Below are 17442 nucleotides of genomic sequence, written 5' to 3' on the forward strand. Positions count from 1 at the left end.
ACTCGTGGTGGAGATTGACGCACGGTCCGTACGGGGCAAGGAACGGGTACGGCTACGAGGAGGTGGCGGCGACGCATGACGAGCATGTCGAGGGCGCGGGTGGCCCGGCGCATCGCGGCCGGGGCGGCGTACGGCGGGGGCGGGGCCGGACTGGTCGGCGCGGCCGTCGTGGGACTGGTGCTGGCGGAGCTGCGGCTCGCCCGGCGCCATGTGGGCAACGGGAGCGGCGGCCGGGTGCCGGTGGCCGACGGGGTGTACGGCCACGCGTACGACCTCCCGGGCGAGCCGCCCCTGCGCCTGACCATGCTCGGCGACTCCACGGCGGCGGGGCAGGGCGTGCACCGGGCGGGGCAGACCCCGGGGGCGCTGCTGGCCTCCGGCCTCGCGGCGGTGGCGGAGCGCCCGGTGGAGCTGCGCAACGTGGCATTGCCGGGGGCCCGGTCCGACGACCTGGACCGCCAGGTGGCCCTCGTGCTGTCCGCCCCCGGTCCCGCCCCGGACATCTGCGTGATCATGGTCGGGGCGAACGACGTGACCCACCGGATGCCGCCGACCCGTTCGGTGCGGCATCTGTCGGCGGCGGTACGGCGGCTGCGCACGGCCGGCGCGGAGGTGGTGGTCGGCACCTGTCCCGACCTCGGCACGATCGAACCCGTGCAGCAGCCGCTGCGGTGGCTGGCCCGGCGGGCGTCCCGGCAGCTGGCGGCGGCGCAGACGATCGGGGTGGTGGAGCAGGGCGGGCGCACGGTGTCGCTGGGCGACCTGCTCGGGCCCGAGTTCGAGGCGAACCCGCGGGAGCTGTTCGGGCCGGACAACTACCACCCCTCGGCCGAGGGCTACGCGACCGCGGCGATGGCGGTCCTGCCGACGGTGTGCGCGGCGCTGGGCCTGTGGCCGGCGGACGAGGAGCGGCCGGACGTGTCGCGCCGCGAGGGCTTCCTGCCGGTGGCGCGGGCGGCGGCGGAGGCCGCGTCGGAGGCGGGCACGGAGGTGACGGCGGCGATGCCGACGGGCCCGCGGGGGCCGTGGGCACTGCTGAAGCGCCGGCGCCGGCGGCGGGTACCCGAGGCGGAGCCGGCCACCCGGCCGCTCTGACCGCCTTGGGGCGGACCGGAGCCAAGCAAGCGCTTAGACAATTGCGGTCAGTGTCACACCGCAACACCGATGACCTGGGCCATACGTACGGGTAACTTCCCAAGCGGCCCTGCCCAACCCCCTTCCACTGGAGCCGTGATGCCCGAAGCCGTCATCGTCTCGACCGCCCGCTCCCCCATCGGCCGCGCGAACAAGGGCTCCCTGAAGGACCTGCGCCCCGACGACCTCACCGCCACGATCATCCAGGCCGCGCTCGCCAAGATCCCCGAGCTGGACCCCAGGGACATCGACGACCTGATGCTCGGCTGCGGCCTCCCCGGCGGCGAGCAGGGCCACAACCTCGGCCGGATCGTCGCCGTGCAGATGGGCATGGACCACCTGCCGGGCTGCACGATCACCCGGTACTGCTCCTCCTCCCTGCAGACCTCCCGCATGGCGCTGCACGCCATCAAGGCCGGCGAGGGAGACGTCTTCATCTCGGCCGGTGTCGAGATGGTCTCCAGCTACCGCAACGGCAGCTCCGACATGCCGGGCACCTACAACCCGCTGTTCGCCGAGGCGCAGGCCCGCACCGAGGCCGTCGCCCGGCAGGAGGGCACCACCTGGCACGACCCGCGCGAGGACGGCCTGCTGCCCGACCCGTACATCGCCATGGGCCAGACCGCCGAGAACCTGGCCCGCGCCAAGGGCGTCACCCGCCAGGAGATGGACGAGTTCGGCGTCCGCTCGCAGAACCTCGCCGAGGAGGCCATCAAGAACGGCTTCTGGGAGCGCGAGATCACCCCGGTCACGCTGCCCGACGGCACGGTGGTCGCCAAGGACGACGGCCCGCGCGCCGGCGTCACCCTGGAGGGTGTGCAGGGCCTGAAGCCGGTGTTCCGCCCCGACGGCCTCGTCACCGCCGGCAACTGCTGCCCGCTGAACGACGGCGCCGCCGCGCTCGTCATCATGTCCGACACCAAGGCCCGCGAACTGGGCCTGACCCCGCTCGCCCGGATCGTCTCCACCGGCGTCTCCGGCCTCTCCCCCGAGATCATGGGCCTCGGCCCGGTCGAGGCGAGCAAGCAGGCCCTCCGGCGCGCCGGCCTGACCATCGACGACATCGACCTGGTCGAGATCAACGAGGCCTTCGCCGCCCAGGTGATCCCGTCGTACCGGGACCTCGGCATCGACCTCGACAAGCTGAACGTCAACGGCGGCGCCATCGCCGTCGGCCACCCCTTCGGCATGACCGGCGCCCGCATCACCGGCACCCTCATCAACTCGCTCCAGTGGCACGACAAGCAGTTCGGCCTGGAGACGATGTGCGTCGGCGGCGGCCAGGGCATGGCGATGGTCATCGAGCGCCTCAGCTGACCCACCGTCCGTAGCGAACCCCGCACGGTACGTCGCAGAAGGGCCCAGAACCCAGGAAACACCACGGTTCTGGGCCTTTTCGTGATCCAATCTCCCCCAGGATGTGACCTATCTCGCTAGCCTGGCGCATCAATGCAGGTCAGCGCGGTGCAGCAGGGCGTACGGCGAGACGGCGGACCCAAAGTCCTGTCCGTTTCGTGACGTTACGCACTGACAGCTGGATAGTCCGCCCTTCAAGCTGATGTAGGAAGTCGGGGGGTCGTCTTGGAACCGGGAGTACGTCAGTGAGCGCCATGCCTATCGCCCTGCTGCTCACCACGGCAGCCACCGGCGCCGTGGGCGTCGCCGTCCTGCGCACCGTCCTGAAGCTGCGCCGCCAGCTCACCGAGCTGCAGCGGCAGCTCGCCGACGACCAGGCGGCCACGGCACGCGCCCTGCTGCCGAACGCCCGCACCACCGCCGACGCCGAGCAGATACGCGCGGCCGTGGCCGCGGCGCTCGCCGAGGAGCGGGAGCGGGAACTGGCCGAGGCCCGTGCCTTCTGGGCCGCGCAGGAGGCCCGCGACGCCTCGGACGCGCCCTCGCTGTTCGGCCTGCCCGAGGCGGACGTCTTCCTGCCCCGGCAGGCGGACTTCGCCGGCCTGGAGCCGCTGGAGCCGGTGTCCGAGCCGAGCGTCGACGCCGAGGACTTCGCCGGGGGCACGCCCTCGGGCGCCCCGGCCGGAGACTCCCCGGAACTGGCCGCGGCCCGCCGCCGGCACCCCTCGCACCCCGACTTCGTCCCGGTGCAGTCGCCCGCCGTGGGCGACCACGAGCGCACGGTGACCGCCCTGGAGGAGCTGGCCGCCGACCGCGTCGAGCTCTCCGACGTCCGCCCGGGCCCGCTCGGCACCCTCGACGTCTACGTCTTCGCCGACGGCACCACCCTCTGCATGACCCCGGGCCACCGCGAGACGGCGGAACGCCTGGCGGCGGCCCTGGAGTCGGGCGAGTCCCCGTACCTCCTGGGCGGCTCGGGCATCTCGGGCGCGTACACGCTGACGTTCGCGTGCGGCGAGGAGACGGTCTACATCCTGGCGGACCGGGTCATCGCGTCCCTGTAGCGCAGCGCCCTCAGACCCCCGCCCGCTGCCGCGCCTCCTCCACCAACCGCACCGCTTCGGCGACCTGGTCCTCGCTGCGCGCCACGACCGCGAGGTCGTGCGCGGCCACGAGGATCTGATCGGCGGCGGCGAACATCCCGGCGTCCGGCATCTCCCGGGGCTCACGCCCCGGCTCCTCCATCAGCTGGGCCCGCCGGGAGAGTTCCCTGGCCACGGCCAAGGCCTCGGCGGCGGCGCCGCGTTGGAGCCGGCTCTGCGGAGCCGCCCGCAACCGGTCGGCGAAGTGATCCACTGCTTGGGTCAGGGGCGTCGTATCAACCACCAGCCGAGCGTAACGCGCCGCACTGTTGCCAATACCCCAACGCTCAGGCACGGTGACGTGAAGGACCGGCTTACATCCCCTTTGCGTTCGGAGGCGCCGATGTCCCACGTCTTCTCCGAGGAGACCCACCGCAATCTGCTCGCCCGCATCCCGCACTGCACCGGTCGTGAGATCTCCGACTGGCTGCGCACCGTCGAAGAAGGCCCGGCACTCTTCCGCTTCGAGGAGAAGGTCAGCTGGCTCCGGCACGAGTACGACCTGGCGTACGGCCACGCGAAGGCGATCGTGCACGAGTACGACCTGAGGAGGGCGGCGCGCAAGCTGCTCTGAACGGCACGGAGCCCCGGGCGGATCGCCCGGGGCTCTTCCTGACGCTGCCGGCCGGTGTCGCTGCCGGCCGGCGTCGCCGCTAGTCGTTGCTGCTGAAGATCGCGACCAGCCGCAGCATCTCCACGTAGATCCACACCAGGGTCATGGTGAGGCCGAACGCGGCCAGCCAGGACTCGTTGCGCGGTGCGCCGTAGGCGATGCCGTCCTCGATCTGCTTGAAGTCCAGGGTGAGGAAGAACGCGCCGAGCAGGATCGCGATGATGCCGACGAGCGCGCCGAGCGGCCCGAAGCTGCGCAGTCCGCCGTCCTCGGCGACACCGAAGGCGACCAGCAGCAGGTTGATCGCCATGACCACCATGAAGGCGATCGCGATGGCGATGCCGATGCGGGCGTAGCGCGCGGTGACGCGGATCCAGCCGGCCTTGTAGACCAGCAGGGTGGCACCGGAGACCGCCATGGTGCCGAGCACCGCCTGGAAGGGCGCGCCGCTCCACCGGCTGTTGAACATCTCGCTGAAGACGCCGAGGAAGACGCCCTCGAAGGCGGCGTACCCAAGGATCAGCGCGGGGGACGGGGTGCGCTTGAAGCTCTGGACCATCGCCAGGACGAACGCGACGAGCGCGGCGCCGACGGCCAGGCCGTAGCTGGTGCCCGAGACCGGCAGGAGCGCCCAGGCGAGGACGGCTCCGACGGCGACCGTGCCGAGCGTGAGGGCCGAGCGGACGACGACGTCGTCCATGGTCATCCGGTCGGTGGTGGCCGGGGCCTGCGGCGGGGCGCCGTGCTGGACGTCACCTTGCGCGTACGGGTTCTGGGCGTAGGGGTTCTGCGCGTAGGGGTTACCCTGGGCGTACCCGGCCTGCGGTGCGGTGTTGAAGCCGGCGTAGCCGTTGTCGCGGCTGAACCCCCGTCGCGAGAAGACCGGGTTGCTGCTCCTCATTTCACTCCTCCATGGCTGCCGAGCGCAGCCTTGGCTCAAGAGTAATGGATTGGCAAAGGATCGACCATGATACTTGAGGAGGATCTTTCTCTGTGGATCTTCCCTCTGTGGCTCTTTCCCCTGCCGTGCTGGGCAACACGCTACGCGGACGGCTGATTCCCGGCTACGGACGGACGGCCGACCGGGCGGAACCGGTGAGCGCGGCCGCCTGCGGGGGGTCCGTGAGGCGAACGTTTGTTCATCGCAGGCGCCCGCGGCCTTGCGCGGTCGGCGTTCAGAGGGGGTGCTCTCAGGCGGCCGACCCCCGATCCGACCGGACCAGCTGGGACGGGACCCGACTGGACCGAGCCGGACAGAGTTGGTGCGCCAGTTGGCGCACGGCCCTGGCGCACTTCCGGACCGCCCTGCGCGGCGGCAGATGACCGGCGACGGCCACCTCCCGGTGTCGGGAGGTGGCCTGCGGGTGATCGGCGGGGACGGCCTTCACGAAGACCGGCCCGGCCTGAGTGGTGAGGACGACCGCCACAGCGAAGTTCCGGTCCGCCCTCCGCAGGCCGATTGGAGCGAACAGGCCCAGTGCGCAGGGGGATGGCCTGGTGGACGGCGGCAGGCAGGGCGGCGCGAGGAGCGGCCGGCGGGCGTCACGCGTCCCTCTGGTTGACGAACCCGAGGGATGCCAGGCCCTCGGCCTGGCATAGCCGGTCGGAGGCGCCACCCACCTCCGTCTGCAGGAGCTGGTAAGCGGCGCTGTGCTGGTGGCCCCAGTACATCGCTGCCCGCCACAGGGCCCGGCCGTAGCCGTGACCGCGGTACTGAGGGAGTACACCGAAGTACTGGGGCAGCAGGCGCGCGGATCCGGTGGCGTCGGCCATGGTCTCCATGGGGCCGATGGCGCCGGCCAAACGGCCGTCGTGGAGGACGGTGAGGACCGGTCCCACGGTCCCGGCCTGCATCTGCTGGTACAGAAAGGAAAACCCGTCCGCGGCCATCTGCTCGGCGAACTCCGCGAACCCGGCCGCCCCGTTGCGTTGTTTGTCCTGGTGGACCGGCACGCCGGGAGCCTCGCCCGGCCCCTGGGTGAAATCCTTGAGCTGGACGCGAGTCCCCACGCCCTGGGCGTACGCCTCGGGCTGCTCGGGGCCCAGGAACCACACCACCCGGGCCTTGCCAGCCCCGTGGACGGCGGCGAGCTTGCGGGCCAGGTCGGCGCCGGCGGTCAGGCTGTCCGGCTCCGCCCCAAACACGTGCACCTTGACGACGCCGGCGCCTCGCTCGGTGAGCGTGGGCACGAGGGTATGGCGTCGGTCATGCTCGACGGCGTCGGCCAGGACGCGCTCCGCCTTGACGGCGGACCAGCGGCGGTCTTTGTCGTACGGGAGGAAACGGCCGGTTCCTGCGACCTCCACGACGGCCTCGAACAGGTCAGGTAGCGGGTCACCCCGGAGGACAGGCCCCAGGGTTGGCACGTACGGCAGGGGCATCACAGGCTCAATCCAGCCCCAGTGGAAGCGCATGACCGCACGCTACCCAGGGACCGCGTACGGCGCAGGCCCCGACCCGAGTTGCCGTCGGGGTCTGCGCGTTCACGACCGGATCAGGAGCAGATCAGGCCGTTAGTGCGGGTTGTCGTCGCCCGCCGCACACGAGCACTTCGCGCTGTCCATCACGGTGTCCATGTCACCGATACCGGTGATCTGGGTCACCGGCTCCACCGGCGCGAGCACCGGCCGCGTGAAGTACGGCGTGCCGTTCGCGTCCGGGCCGTCGCCCGGCAGCGGGCGCCGCGGCGGGATCTCGACTGCTACAGCGGTCATCGTCACCCTGCTTTCTTCTCTCCGTGCTGGCAGTACGCCGCCAGCGGGGCCTTCGCCTCCTGGTAGTGCTTAGCCAGGGGCCTGCACACGCGGCAGGTTCCGGCGAGCGTGCAGCCTGAGCAGCCGCCGGTGCGAAGCATGAGACGGTCCGCGATCTTTCCCAGCCGGGCCAGGCCCTGGATGCCCTCATGGGGCAGGCTGATCTGTTCGTCGCGGCCGATCTTGCAGATGGACACCAAGCCGTGCGGGTCCATGTGGAAGAAGGTGTGTCCGGCGTTGCAGCCGGTGAAGGTCTTGCGCAGCCGCTTGGACTGCGCGGTCAGCACCTCGCCGCCGCCGTAGATCGTCGGCGTCATGTTCGTGAAGACCTCGTACTCCACGCCCCACGACTGGCACATGTCCACCATGGCCTGTTCCTCGTGGCCGTTGTCGTCGGTGACGACGATGCTCATGCGCAACGGCAGGCGGGCGTGGCGGGCGGCGTTCATGCCCTGCACGAACTGGTCCCATGCGCCGTCACGCTGGGTCAGCTCGTCGTAACTGGCCTTTGTCGCACCGTACATGGACACCGTGACGCGGTACGGCGGGCACTCCCGGAACACGCGGAGCAGGTTCTCCCGCCACAGCAGGCTGCCGTTGGTGGAGACCGTGATCATCATGCCGAGTTCCCAGGCGTACCGGTACGCGCGCAGAAAGTCTTTGTCGATGGTCGGCTCGCCGCCGGTGACCTGGAGGAAGAGGACGCCGGCCTCCGCCATGATGTCCAGGCACTGCCGCTTGTCTGCCCAGGGCATTGCAGAGTTGACCTTGAGGCCCAGGTAGCAGTGCTTGCACTTGTAGTTGCAGCCGAGGTTGACCTCCCAGCTCGCTTTGCCGTAGCCCCAGGTGGAGGGCTGGCGGACGAGCAGGAAGTCACCGGTCGGGCGGCCGGTCACGTCCAGGTCTTCCCACTGCTCGTGCACGGCGTCGCAGAGCCAGAGCGGGGCCGGCTCCGCAGCGTCGCGGGCGCACAGTTCCTCATAGCGCTCCTCGGGCAGCAGGGCACCGTCGCGGCTTCCTGGCCGGACCAGCACGTGCTGATCCAGGAACGGACTGACGATCAGGGAATGCATGCACGCTCCAAGAGAGTCGGTCACCCGGGAGGGGGGCGGGAGTCTGTGGGTGCTGGTCCCGGCCGTCGTGTCGGCGGCGGCCGGGACCGGTTCCTGGCTGCCGTCACTCCCCCACGAAGGGCCAGCCGGGACGTGGTGGCCCAACCCGGGCCGGGGACCACGCGGGAGGATGCGGGTCCGGGCATGGGGAGCCGGTCAGCTGCCGCTACCGGCCCGGAGTGGGTGTTCAGGGGTGGTTACAGGAGACGGATGACGGCCGCGGTGGCGATGCCGGCCACCAGAAGGAGGGCGTAGGCGCCGGCCACCAGCACCAGCTGGGGGTACCGCCGGCGGATGATCCGCCACGCCTCCCGTCCGGTCCGTCCGTCAGCGTGTGCCCGGATGCCCAGGGCGGTGAACGCCAGGGACACGAGCTGCACGGGTGCGGCGGTCTCGTGGAGCTGCTGGTTCACGGTGTTCCTCGGAGGGTGGGGACGGCTGGCGATGTGCTTGCGGCCGTGGGCGGGAGGGGAGCCGGGCGGGAGGTTCGGCCCATGACGTGCCGCCAGAACTTGCGCTCCACGGCGCACAGGTTGATGGGGGCGTATCGTCCTTCGGACTGTGCGGGGCCGACCCAGGTCACCGGCACGCCGTCGTCATCGCAGCGCCAGCAGTCGCCGGTGAACCACTCCGCCATCACGGGGTGCGGGAGACGACAGCCACGCCGATCGTCACGCCGAGTACGACGACTATCAGCACGTACAGCAGTTGGGCCCTGTGGCTGGAGTACATCGGGAGAGCGTCGGCCGGCCCCGCTTCGTCGTGCTGGTCAGGCTCCAGGTCCGCCCATACGCGCTTGCCCCACCCCAGGGGTTCCGTTCCCCACTGGCACGCGAGGGCGGCGACCAGGGCCAGGCCACGGCCGCTCTCCGTCTCGGCGTCCATGGGCCGTAGCACCGGCTCGGTGGTGCTCTTGTCCGTGACGGCCACGCGCACGCGGTCGCCGGTACCGCGCCGGAGCGTCACCCGGAACGAGTCGCGCCGCGCGTGCTCGACGGCGTTGGCGCTCAGCTCGGCCACGACCAGCTCAGCCGCGTCGACCAGGTGCGGCAGCCGCCAGTCCGCCAGGGTGTGGCGCACCAGGCGGCGCGCCAGCGGAACCGATGCAGGTTCGCGTGGCAGCACGGTGGTGACGACCGGCGAGCCGTCCTCCGCCTCCAGCCTGGTGCCGCTGCTGGGGTGGCTACTCCGGAGCATGACGTCCCCCACCAAGGAGCCTTTCGCCGCCGGCGAGCCGGTAGCGGCCCGTCTGAACAAGCTGCGAAACGGTGTCCGCCGCGGCCAGGTCTCCGGGGCTGTCCATCTCCACGCACCAGTAGCTGTGGCGGGCCGGGCTGGTGGCGTCCAGTGCTGGAACTCCCAGGAGGTGGCCGCGCCCCATGAACTCCGCGTTGTCCCTGGCCTGCTCCCACTCCGGGCGCAGGCCGGTGGTGTTGCCCACCAGCACGTAATAGCTCGGGGTCGTCAGGTGTGCGAAGACGGGACCGCCGAGCAGGGCACGGCGCAGGTACGCGTCCACCTCCTGCGGGACGTCCGTACCGGCCGCGGCGTGCACCAGGGCGAGGCTGATACGGACAACGCTGAAGACTCCCCCGCAGCGCAGCAGAGCCACCCCTTCCCCCTCCCACTCCAGCCATGCCCGGCCTCGGTCCTCTGTCGCCATGAGGAGCCAGTGCTCGACGGCCAGGCGCCGCTCGGCGCCGCTCACTACGTCTGCTCTGGTACCTGGCGGTGCCACCGACGGGTGGTGAACATGCTGAACGGTGCCCATGTCTCGCGGCCTCCCAAGTAGCCTGATTCAGGGATAGCCACGACCGTATGTAGTCGCGGGCCGCCCCTGAAGTGACCGTGAGTACAGGTGGTGCTGGGCAAACCACCAGGATTGGACTGCTCATGCAGCCAAGGGCTCGACAAACCACGACCGGCAGTACGGGTCAGGCCGCGCGGCCCCGGACGGGCCTGCTCAGCGGGTACGTCCTGCGGGTGATCCGCGAGCAGCAGGGCTACACCCAGGACGAGACGGCCGAGCGGCTGCGGGTGTCCTCAGACACGATCGCCGGGTGGGAAACCGGCCGCCGTCCCCTCACGGCCGTACCGTCGGCCAGATGCTCGCCTTACGGCACCGGCTCATGCAGATGGGCACCTCCCCTGTACTGCTCCAGGCGCTGGAGCGCGCCCTGGAGGCGGACGTGCTGCTGGCCAGCGCCCTGAACGAGGACACCCCTGCCGAGGAGAGTCCACTGGGCGCCATGGTCATGCAGCGGGAGCTCGCGGAGGTCCTGGTCTGGCCGCTCAACGGAGTCGCCCCCGGACCTATCCGCGCCTTGCCCCGGCCGGCCCGCGCCCGCCGAGGCCCCGCCCCGACCGAGCCCCGGCTCACCGCGGCCGAGCGGCGCACCTTCTTCAAGAGCATGCGGGCCACAGCCGAACAGGCGCGCAGACCCGGGCAGTTCCTGCTGCGCAGGCAGGCGCTCTACTTGTCCGGGTACGACCGAGACCCGGACACCGCCGAGTGGCTGGCCCGCCAGCAGCGCACCGAGCGCCCCGACGACTGGCTGACGGCCTGGCTCAACCATCGCTCCGTAGCAGCGATTGCCGCCCGGCACGGTGACCGTGACCTCATGGCTCACTTCATCGACTCTGCCCTGCTGGACGACGACGCCGGCGAGGCCGCCAACCTGGCCTATTGGGCGTACTGGGTGGGCGAGGCGCCCGTGCCGCAACTCTCGGATGACTTCATCGCGGACGGCTCACTGTGCCCCTGGCACGGAGACAAACTGCTGGCCCACCTCGTATCCGGGATCGCCCCCGAACACGGCTACGTGGACCTCAACGTACACAGCGTGTGGGCGCTGCTCCAGGTGCGCCCCAACCTGCTGCGGTCCGGCGAAGCCGCCCGCGCCCTACGCGAGAGGCTGCCGATCATGTTGGATAGCGGAGACTTCTCGCCGCGAGCACGGCGAGAGCTGGAGAGCATCCGGTACGCGATCCGCCTCGCCGAGGCGTGAGAGGAGCCCCACGGTGTCCGAGGACCAGGAGCTGACTGCGGTAGCGCGCTTCCTGTATGAGGCGGGGACGCTCAAGAACACCAGGCGCAGCGGCTGGTGGATGGCCGGCGTCAAGGACCCGGAGTCCGTAGCAGACCACTCCTGGCGCACCGCCCTTATCGCCTCGATCATCGCCCAACTGGAAGGAGCCGACCCAGCTCGGGCCGCCTTCCTCGCGGTGTGGCACGACTCCCAGGAGACCCGCACCGGCGACGTCAATCACCTGGGCAAGAAGTACAGCAAGGGCGAGGCGGACCCGCGCGACATCACCGCCGACCAGGTCGCCGGCATGCCCGAGGACCTGGCCACCGCGATCCGCACGTTGGTCGGCGAGTACGAGGCGAAGGAGAGTCCGGAGGCTGTCTGCGCCCGGGATGCCGACAAGCTGGAGTGCATGATCCAGGGTCTGGAGTACCGGGCCCAGGGCTACACCGACGTACAGCGGTGGATCGACAACAGCCGCGGCCGAATCACTACCAAGAGCGGCCAGGCCCTCGCGGACGCCGTACTGGAAACCGGTTCCCTGGACTGGCTGCGCGCCGCCCTCGGCGAGACACCGCGCTGACGGCCAGCAGGACCATCGCAAGCGGCCCAGTGCGTCGTTTGGGCCCGCGCCTCACGGCACCAGGAACACAACGGGCCGCGCGAGCGTCGGCCGTACCTGTGTGGCACCGCCGGCTGACCCCGGCCATGGGCGTGCCCCACCCTGGTTTTCCGGGGCGGGGCATTTCGCATGCGTCCGAGCGCATCGGCGGCTTGGACACGGCCACCGTACGACCGGGCACTGGCATTGGCCTACGCCATGGAGGCAGGCAGGGGCAGTGTGCGCCAGTTCGAGGTGGGGAGAACGGCGCCGTAAGGCGATCTCCACTGTCACACTGCGTTATTACGAGAGTGCCCGGAGCCGGACTTGAACCGGCACGCCCGCGAAGGGGCAGCGAGGTTTAAGCTCGCCGTGTCTGCATTCCACCATCCGGGCAGGCCATGGGCTCCGCTTCGAGGTTCGACCCTATCGGGACCCCTCCCCCGAACAGCGGGCGGGTGGACCGATGTTGTCTTATTTTATTGAGGTCTGAGGGTGCATCAGCCGCGGGAACTCGCCATCCGCACTTGCCAATAGCGTGGCGTGAGGGCTTTGCGCGCGTACGTGAAATGACGGAATTTCACCGTCCGAACGAGGGCGCTCCACCTGTTCTCCGTCCGGCGGATGTCAGGGTCGCCCGTCCTCCCCAGGTATGACACCGGGCCGCTCCGTCCGACCCGAGTCGCCCCCCGGAACCGGAACAGCGACTGACTCCAGGCGCGCCGCGCGCCGGGACGATGGATCGGTCCCCACGAAAAGACGTCGTACCGACAGGAGCACCCTCCCGTGACCACCACACCCACCGCCGGCCGGTCCACCGCCGTGGCCGCACGCGCCACGGAGCTGTCGAAGATCTACGGGCAGGGTGAGACCCGGGTGGTCGCCCTGGACCGGGTCTCCGTCGACTTCCGGGCGGCCGAGTTCACCGCGATCATGGGGCCGTCCGGCTCCGGCAAGTCCACGCTGATGCACTGCGTGGCCGGGCTGGACACCTTCTCCTCCGGGTCCGTCCGCATCGGGGACACCGAACTGGGGTCCCTGAAGGACAAGCAGCTCACCAAGCTGCGCCGGGACAAGATCGGCTTCATCTTCCAGGCGTTCAACCTGCTGCCCACGCTGACCGCCCTGGAGAACATCACCCTCCCGATGGACATCGCCGGGCGGAAGCCGGACAAGGCGTGGCTGGACCGGGTCATCCAGATGGTCGGGCTGTCCGGGCGGCTCAGCCACCGGCCCGCGCAGCTCTCCGGCGGCCAGCAGCAGCGCGTCGCCGTCGCCCGCGCCCTCGCCTCCCGGCCCGAGATCATCTTCGGTGACGAGCCGACCGGGAACCTGGACTCCCGCTCCGGCGCCGAGGTCCTCGGCTTCCTGCGCAACTCCGTGCGCGAGCTCGGCCAGACCGTCGTCATGGTCACCCACGACCCGGTGGCCGCCGCCTACGCCGACCGCGTGGTCTTCCTGGCCGACGGGCGGATCGTCGACGAGATGTACGGCCCGACCGCCGACTCCGTCCTCGACCTGATGAAGCAGTTCGACGCGAAGGGCCGTACCAGCTGATGTTCCGCACCGCCCTGCGCAACGTCCTCGCGCACAAGGCCCGGCTCCTGATGACCGTGCTCGCCGTCATGCTCGGCGTGGCGTTCGTCTCCGGGACGCTGGTCTTCACCAACACCATCTCCGACGCCTACCAGAAGAGTTCCGCCAAGGGCTTCGACCGCGTCGACGTCGCCGTACAGCCCGAGTACCAGGAGTCCGAGGGCGACAAGGTCGGCACGACGCCCCGGCTGACCCGGGCCCTGCTCGACAAGGCCGCCAAGGTCCCCGGCGCCGCCTCCGCCACCGGTGTCGTCACCGGCTTCACCGCCCTCGCCGACAAGGACGGCAAGCTCGTCGGCGGCGACTGGCAGTCCGCCGGCGGCAACTACTGGGGTGCCAAGGACCCGCGTTACCCGCTGGTCGGCGGCCACGCCCCGCGCAACAGCCACGAGGTGGCGATCGACTCGGCGACCGCGAAGCGGGCCGGCTACCGGGTCGGCGACACCGTGCGCCTCTCCGTCGACGGCCCGGTCCTCACGCCCACCGTCAGCGGCATCTTCACCACCGACGACGGCAACGTCGCCGCGGGCGGCAGCCTCACCCTGTTCGACACCGCGACCGCGCAGTCCCTGTTCGGCAAGAAGGGCACGTACGACGAGATCGACGTGCAGGCCGCGCCCGGCACCAGCCAGGCGGCGCTCAAGACCGAGCTGGACAAGGCCCTGCCCGCGAAGCTGGTGGACACCACCACCGGCGCGCAGCTCGCCGAGGACCAGGCCCAGGCGATCTCCTCCTCCATGAGCAGCCTGAAGCAGGGCCTGCTGGTGTTCGCCGGCATCGCCCTGTTCGTCGGCACGTTCATCATCGCCAACACCTTCACCATGCTGGTCGCCCAGCGCACCCGCGAGCTGGCCCTGCTGCGGGCGGTCGGCGCCTCCCGCCGCCAGGTCACCCGCTCGGTGCTCATCGAGGCGTTCGCGGTCGGCTCGGTCGCCGGTGTGACCGGCCTCGCCGCCGGTGTCGGCATCGGCGCGGGCCTGCGCTCCCTGCTGGGCTCCTTCGGTGCGAGCGTGCCCGACGGACCGCTGGTGATCAGTCCCGGCACGGTGGTCACCGCCCTCGCGGTCGGCGTCCTCATCACCATGCTGGCCGCCTGGCTGCCCGGCCGCCGGGCCGCGAAGATCCCGCCGGTCGCGGCGATGAGCAGCGTCCACGCCAAGGCCACGACCAAGTCGCTGGTGCTGCGCAACACGCTGGGCTCGCTGTTCGCGGCGGCCGGCATCGCGGTGGTCCTCGCCGGCACGCGGATGAACGCCGACACCGGCCAGGGCGCGATGGGCATCGGCGCGGTCCTGCTCATCATCGGCGTGTTCATCCTGACCCCGCTGCTGTCCCGCCCGCTGATCGCCGCCGCCGCGCCGGTGCTGCGCGCCTTCGGGGTGTCGGGCAAGCTGGCCCGGCAGAACTCGGTCCGCAACCCGCGCCGTACCGCGGCCACCGCCTCCGCGCTGATGATCGGCCTGACCCTGATCACCGGAATGACGGTGATGGCGGGCAGCCTGCAGCAGTCCATCGACAAGATGGCCAGCTCGGCGATCCGCGCCGACTACGTCGTCTCGATGGCCAACCGCGGCCCACTCTCCCCCGAGGTGGAGAAGAAGCTCGCCGCCGCCGGTGAGGTCACCACCAGCAGCCCGCTGCGCAACGGCGCGTCCCGCGTCGACGGCGGCACGGAGTACCTGACCGGTGTCGACGGCGCGGCCATCGGCGAGCTGACCGACCTGAAGGTGACCGACGGCTCCTTCACGGTGGGCGGCACGCGGGTCGTCGTGGACGAGGACCGGGCCGAGAAGCACGGCTGGAAGGCCGGCTCCCGGTTCACCGCGCACTTCGAGGACGGCAAGGCGCGGCGGCTGACGGTCGCGGGGGTCTACGAGGGCAACGACATGATCAACGGGATCATCCTCGACAACAAGGTCCTCACCCCGCACCTGAGCGACCCGGCCGACATGCAGGTCATGGTCAAGACCGCGCACGGCGCCTCCGACGCGGTCAAGGACCGGCTGGAGAGGACCCTCGGCACCAACCCGGCGATCAAGGTCCAGGACAAGCAGGACATATCCAACGAGATCGCGCAGATGTTCACGCTGATGCTGAACATGGTCTACGGCCTGCTCGGCATGGCGGTGATCGTCGCGGTGCTCGGTGTGATCAACACGCTGGCCATGTCCGTCTTCGAGCGGGCGCAGGAGATCGGCATGCTGCGCGCGATCGGCCTGGACCGCAGGGCGGTCAAGCGGATGGTCCGCCTGGAGTCCCTCGTGATCTCCCTGTTCGGCGGGGTACTGGGCATCGGTCTGGGCGTGTTCTTCGGCTGGGCGGCCGGCGAACTGCTGGGCACCAAGATGCCGACGTACGAGCTGGTGCTGCCCTGGGGCCGGATGGCGGTCTTCCTGCTGCTGGCGGGCGCGGTCGGCGTCCTGGCCGCCCTGTGGCCGGCCCGCCGCGCGGCCCGGCTGAACATGCTCGCGGCCATCAAGGCCGAGTAGACGGAGCGCGACGAGCGGACGGACGTACGACGATGAAGGGGGCCCCTCGGGAAGGGGCCCCCTCTGCCGTGCCGCCGGTCAGCCGCGCCGCCGGTCAGCCGTGCCAGGTGCGCGGTCGCAGCGGGAGACCGGAGGCGCCGGACTCCGGGGTGCGGATCGCGAGCACCTGGTTGACCCCGATGTTGTTGCGTTCGAAGGCGAGCGCGGAGGCGGCCATGTACAGCCGCCAGACCCGGGCCCGGCCCGGGCCCGTGAGCCGGACCGCGCGGTCCCAGTCGGCCTCCAGGTTGGTGACCCAGCGGCGCAGGGTGCGGGCGTAGTGCTCGCGGATGGACTCCACGTCCCGGACCTCGAAGCCGGCCCGTTCCAACTGGGTGACGGTGGTGCCGATGGGGGCGAGTTCGCCGTCCGGGAAGACGTAGGAGTCGATGAACGCGTCGACCTCGTACGCCGACTCGTCGGACTGGGGGCGGCGGGCGATCTGGTGGTTGAGCAGCCGGCCGCCGGGCTTCAGCAGGTCGTGCAGCCGGCGGGCGTACTCCAGGTACCGTTCGGCGCCGACGTGTTCCGCCATGCCGATGGAGGAGATCGCGTCGAAGGGGCCGTCCGTCACGTCCCGGTAGTCCTGGACCCTGATCTCCACCCGGTCGGTCAGCCCCTCGTCGGCGACGCGCTTGCGGGCGTACGCCGCCTGCTCCTGGGACAGCGTGACGCCGACGACGCTCACGCCGTGCTCACGGGCCGCCTGGATGGCCATGGAGCCCCAGCCGCAGCCGACGTCCAGCAGCCGCCGACCCTCCCTCAGACCGAGCTTGGCGCAGACGAGTTCGAGCTTGTCGCGCTGGGCGGTCTCCAGGGTTCCGGCGTCCTCCCAGTAGGCGCAGGAGTACACCATGGACGGGCCGAGGACGATCTCGTAGAAGTCGTTGCCGACGTCGTAGTGGTGGCTGATGGCCCGCCTGTCCGTGCGGCGCGTGTGCAGATTGCGGCGGGGCCTGCGGATCTCCTCGCGCGGCGGGGCGGGCGGGATCGGCGGGCCGGCCAGTTTCAGCAGCTCGCGGACGGCGGCCCGGACAGCGGGGTCGCGCAGGGCCTGGGCGGGACTGCGGGCGTCCTCGCCGCGCTCCCAGACGAGACCCGCCATCGCGTCGAGGGTGGTGTACAGGTCGCCCTCGATGTCCAGGTCACCGGAGACCCAGGCGCGGGCGAGGCCCAGTTCGCCCGGTTTGAACAGCATGCGGCGCAGGGCGCGGCGGTTGCGCACGACGAGCGCCGGCGCGTCCGGCGGGCCCGCCTGCGAGCCGTCCCAGGCCTTCAGGCGTACCGGGAGCGGGGTCCCCAGCACCTGCTCGGCAAGACTCCTCAGCCGCTGCGCGGCTTCGGCCATGGCGCACACCTCCGTCTTGAGACGTCTGACACCGTCTACCGGCAAACGATCGCCTACGCCGAGCTCATTCCCGTCCGTATGCGGATGGCGACACTCCGCGGCCGTGTCGGCCGGACTTCGCCGCCGGACCACCCGTGCGGCGGGAGCGGACGGGCGGAAGCGAGGGGCGCGGGATTGTGCGCCGAACGCCGGGCCGGGTCAAGTCCCGAATCCGCGTGCCACGGGAAGC

General features: G+C 70.9%; 16 protein-coding genes, 1 tRNA gene and 1 pseudogene. 8 read left to right on the forward strand and 10 right to left on the reverse strand.

Translation table 11 applies throughout. The annotated features are described in order from the left end of the window. Positions 1–75 precede the first annotated feature (75 nt). The 3 genes from ACZ7N4_RS10970 (at position 76) to ACZ7N4_RS10980 (ending at position 3554) form a co-directional block, all read left to right on the forward strand. A complete protein-coding gene (locus tag ACZ7N4_RS10970) occupies positions 76–1095 on the forward strand; it encodes an SGNH/GDSL hydrolase family protein (RefSeq protein ID WP_471356356.1) in 1020 nt (339 codons plus the stop codon). A 138-nt stretch (positions 1096–1233) separates the two neighbouring features. Beyond that, positions 1234–2451, forward strand: coding sequence for an acetyl-CoA C-acetyltransferase (locus tag ACZ7N4_RS10975; protein WP_471356358.1), 1218 nt, complete (start codon positions 1234–1236; stop codon positions 2449–2451). Positions 2452–2735: 284 nt separating this feature from the next. After that, positions 2736–3554 carry a hypothetical protein gene (locus tag ACZ7N4_RS10980; RefSeq protein ID WP_471356361.1) on the forward strand — a complete coding sequence of 273 codons (819 nt, stop codon included), beginning with the start codon at positions 2736–2738 and terminating at the stop codon, positions 3552–3554. Between the two features lie 10 nt (positions 3555–3564). Here ACZ7N4_RS10980 and ACZ7N4_RS10985 read toward each other — a convergent pair whose 3' ends face one another. Then, a complete protein-coding gene (locus ACZ7N4_RS10985; RefSeq protein ID WP_471356364.1) occupies positions 3565–3876 on the reverse strand; it encodes a hypothetical protein in 312 nt (103 codons plus the stop codon). 99 nt (positions 3877–3975) lie between these two features. Here ACZ7N4_RS10985 and ACZ7N4_RS10990 point away from each other — a divergent pair, with 99 nt between their 5' ends. Next, positions 3976–4206, forward strand: coding sequence for a DUF4287 domain-containing protein (locus ACZ7N4_RS10990; protein ID WP_189294721.1), 231 nt, complete (start codon positions 3976–3978; stop codon positions 4204–4206). Between the two features lie 79 nt (positions 4207–4285). Here the strand turns inward: ACZ7N4_RS10990 and ACZ7N4_RS10995 are convergent, their stop codons facing one another. The 7 genes from ACZ7N4_RS10995 to ACZ7N4_RS11025 all read right to left on the reverse strand — a co-directional run bounded on the left by ACZ7N4_RS10995 (position 4286) and on the right by ACZ7N4_RS11025 (position 9819). Continuing rightward, positions 4286–5146: a Bax inhibitor-1/YccA family protein gene (locus ACZ7N4_RS10995; RefSeq protein WP_471356367.1), complete on the reverse strand. Its 861-nt coding sequence runs from the start codon at positions 5144–5146 to the stop codon at positions 4286–4288. A 641-nt stretch (positions 5147–5787) separates the two neighbouring features. After that, the gene (locus ACZ7N4_RS11000) at positions 5788–6552 is read right to left on the reverse strand and encodes a GNAT family N-acetyltransferase (RefSeq protein ID WP_471356370.1); all 765 of its coding nucleotides are present in this window, start codon (positions 6550–6552) and stop codon (positions 5788–5790) included. 207 nt (positions 6553–6759) lie between these two features. Next, positions 6760–6960, reverse strand: a complete 201-nt coding sequence (locus ACZ7N4_RS11005; protein ID WP_471356372.1) for a hypothetical protein — start codon at positions 6958–6960, stop codon at positions 6760–6762. A gap of 2 nt (positions 6961–6962) precedes the next feature. Beyond that, positions 6963–8072 (reverse strand): radical SAM protein, encoded by a 1110-nt coding sequence (locus ACZ7N4_RS11010; protein WP_471356375.1) that lies wholly within the window; start codon positions 8070–8072, stop codon positions 6963–6965. Positions 8073–8308: 236 nt separating this feature from the next. Further along, positions 8309–8524: a hypothetical protein gene (locus ACZ7N4_RS11015; RefSeq protein WP_471356378.1), complete on the reverse strand. Its 216-nt coding sequence runs from the start codon at positions 8522–8524 to the stop codon at positions 8309–8311. 223 nt (positions 8525–8747) lie between these two features. Continuing rightward, complete coding sequence (locus tag ACZ7N4_RS11020; protein ID WP_471356381.1) at positions 8748–9308, reverse strand: ATP-binding protein; 561 nt, start codon at positions 9306–9308, stop codon at positions 8748–8750. Then, a complete protein-coding gene (locus tag ACZ7N4_RS11025; RefSeq protein WP_471356384.1) occupies positions 9295–9819 on the reverse strand; it encodes a hypothetical protein in 525 nt (174 codons plus the stop codon). Before ACZ7N4_RS11025 ends, ACZ7N4_RS11020 begins: the two co-directional genes overlap by 14 nt. Before the next feature lie 173 nt (positions 9820–9992). Here ACZ7N4_RS11025 and ACZ7N4_RS11030 point away from each other — a divergent pair. Continuing rightward, positions 9993–11119 (forward strand): annotated as a pseudogene (locus tag ACZ7N4_RS11030) (helix-turn-helix domain-containing protein). A 13-nt stretch (positions 11120–11132) separates the two neighbouring features. Beyond that, on the forward strand, positions 11133–11723 hold the full coding sequence (locus tag ACZ7N4_RS11035) for an HD domain-containing protein (RefSeq protein WP_471356386.1): 591 nt from the start codon (positions 11133–11135) through the stop codon (positions 11721–11723). A 330-nt stretch (positions 11724–12053) separates the two neighbouring features. On the opposite strand, the gene ACZ7N4_RS11040 is transcribed toward ACZ7N4_RS11035, so the two are convergent. Further along, positions 12054–12137, reverse strand: a tRNA-Leu gene (locus tag ACZ7N4_RS11040). A gap of 390 nt (positions 12138–12527) precedes the next feature. Here ACZ7N4_RS11040 and ACZ7N4_RS11045 point away from each other — a divergent pair. Continuing rightward, positions 12528–13298: an ABC transporter ATP-binding protein gene (locus ACZ7N4_RS11045; RefSeq protein WP_471356389.1), complete on the forward strand. Its 771-nt coding sequence runs from the start codon at positions 12528–12530 to the stop codon at positions 13296–13298. Further along, entirely contained in the window at positions 13298–15826 is a 2529-nt protein-coding gene (locus ACZ7N4_RS11050; protein WP_471356392.1) for an ABC transporter permease, read from the forward strand. The genes ACZ7N4_RS11045 and ACZ7N4_RS11050 overlap by 1 nt, the downstream gene beginning before the upstream one ends. Positions 15827–15920: 94 nt before the next feature. On the opposite strand, the gene ACZ7N4_RS11055 is transcribed toward ACZ7N4_RS11050, so the two are convergent. Then, positions 15921–17213, reverse strand: coding sequence for a class I SAM-dependent methyltransferase (locus ACZ7N4_RS11055; RefSeq protein WP_471356394.1), 1293 nt, complete (start codon positions 17211–17213; stop codon positions 15921–15923). Positions 17214–17442: the final 229 nt, after the last annotated feature.

It is taken from the genome of Streptomyces sp. NPDC107654 (assembly GCF_055639035.1).

What these genes read in the sequence shown, in the direction of transcription:
- ACZ7N4_RS10995 (WP_471356367.1), bottom strand. Translation starts at nt 5,146, where the DNA reads ATGAGGAGCAGCAACCCGGTCTTCTCGCGACGGGGGTTCAGCCGCGAC.
- ACZ7N4_RS11055 (WP_471356394.1), bottom strand. Translation starts at nt 17,213, where the DNA reads ATGGCCGAAGCCGCGCAGCGGCTGAGGAGTCTTGCCGAGCAGGTGCTG.
- ACZ7N4_RS11005 (WP_471356372.1), bottom strand. Translation starts at nt 6,960, where the DNA reads ATGACCGCTGTAGCAGTCGAGATCCCGCCGCGGCGCCCGCTGCCGGGC.
- ACZ7N4_RS10975 (WP_471356358.1), top strand. Translation starts at nt 1,234, where the DNA reads ATGCCCGAAGCCGTCATCGTCTCGACCGCCCGCTCCCCCATCGGCCGC.
- ACZ7N4_RS10970 (WP_471356356.1), top strand. Translation starts at nt 76, where the DNA reads ATGACGAGCATGTCGAGGGCGCGGGTGGCCCGGCGCATCGCGGCCGGG.
- ACZ7N4_RS11020 (WP_471356381.1), bottom strand. Translation starts at nt 9,308, where the DNA reads ATGCTCCGGAGTAGCCACCCCAGCAGCGGCACCAGGCTGGAGGCGGAG.
- ACZ7N4_RS11050 (WP_471356392.1), top strand. Translation starts at nt 13,298, where the DNA reads ATGTTCCGCACCGCCCTGCGCAACGTCCTCGCGCACAAGGCCCGGCTC.
- ACZ7N4_RS10990 (WP_189294721.1), top strand. Translation starts at nt 3,976, where the DNA reads ATGTCCCACGTCTTCTCCGAGGAGACCCACCGCAATCTGCTCGCCCGC.
- ACZ7N4_RS11010 (WP_471356375.1), bottom strand. Translation starts at nt 8,072, where the DNA reads ATGCATTCCCTGATCGTCAGTCCGTTCCTGGATCAGCACGTGCTGGTC.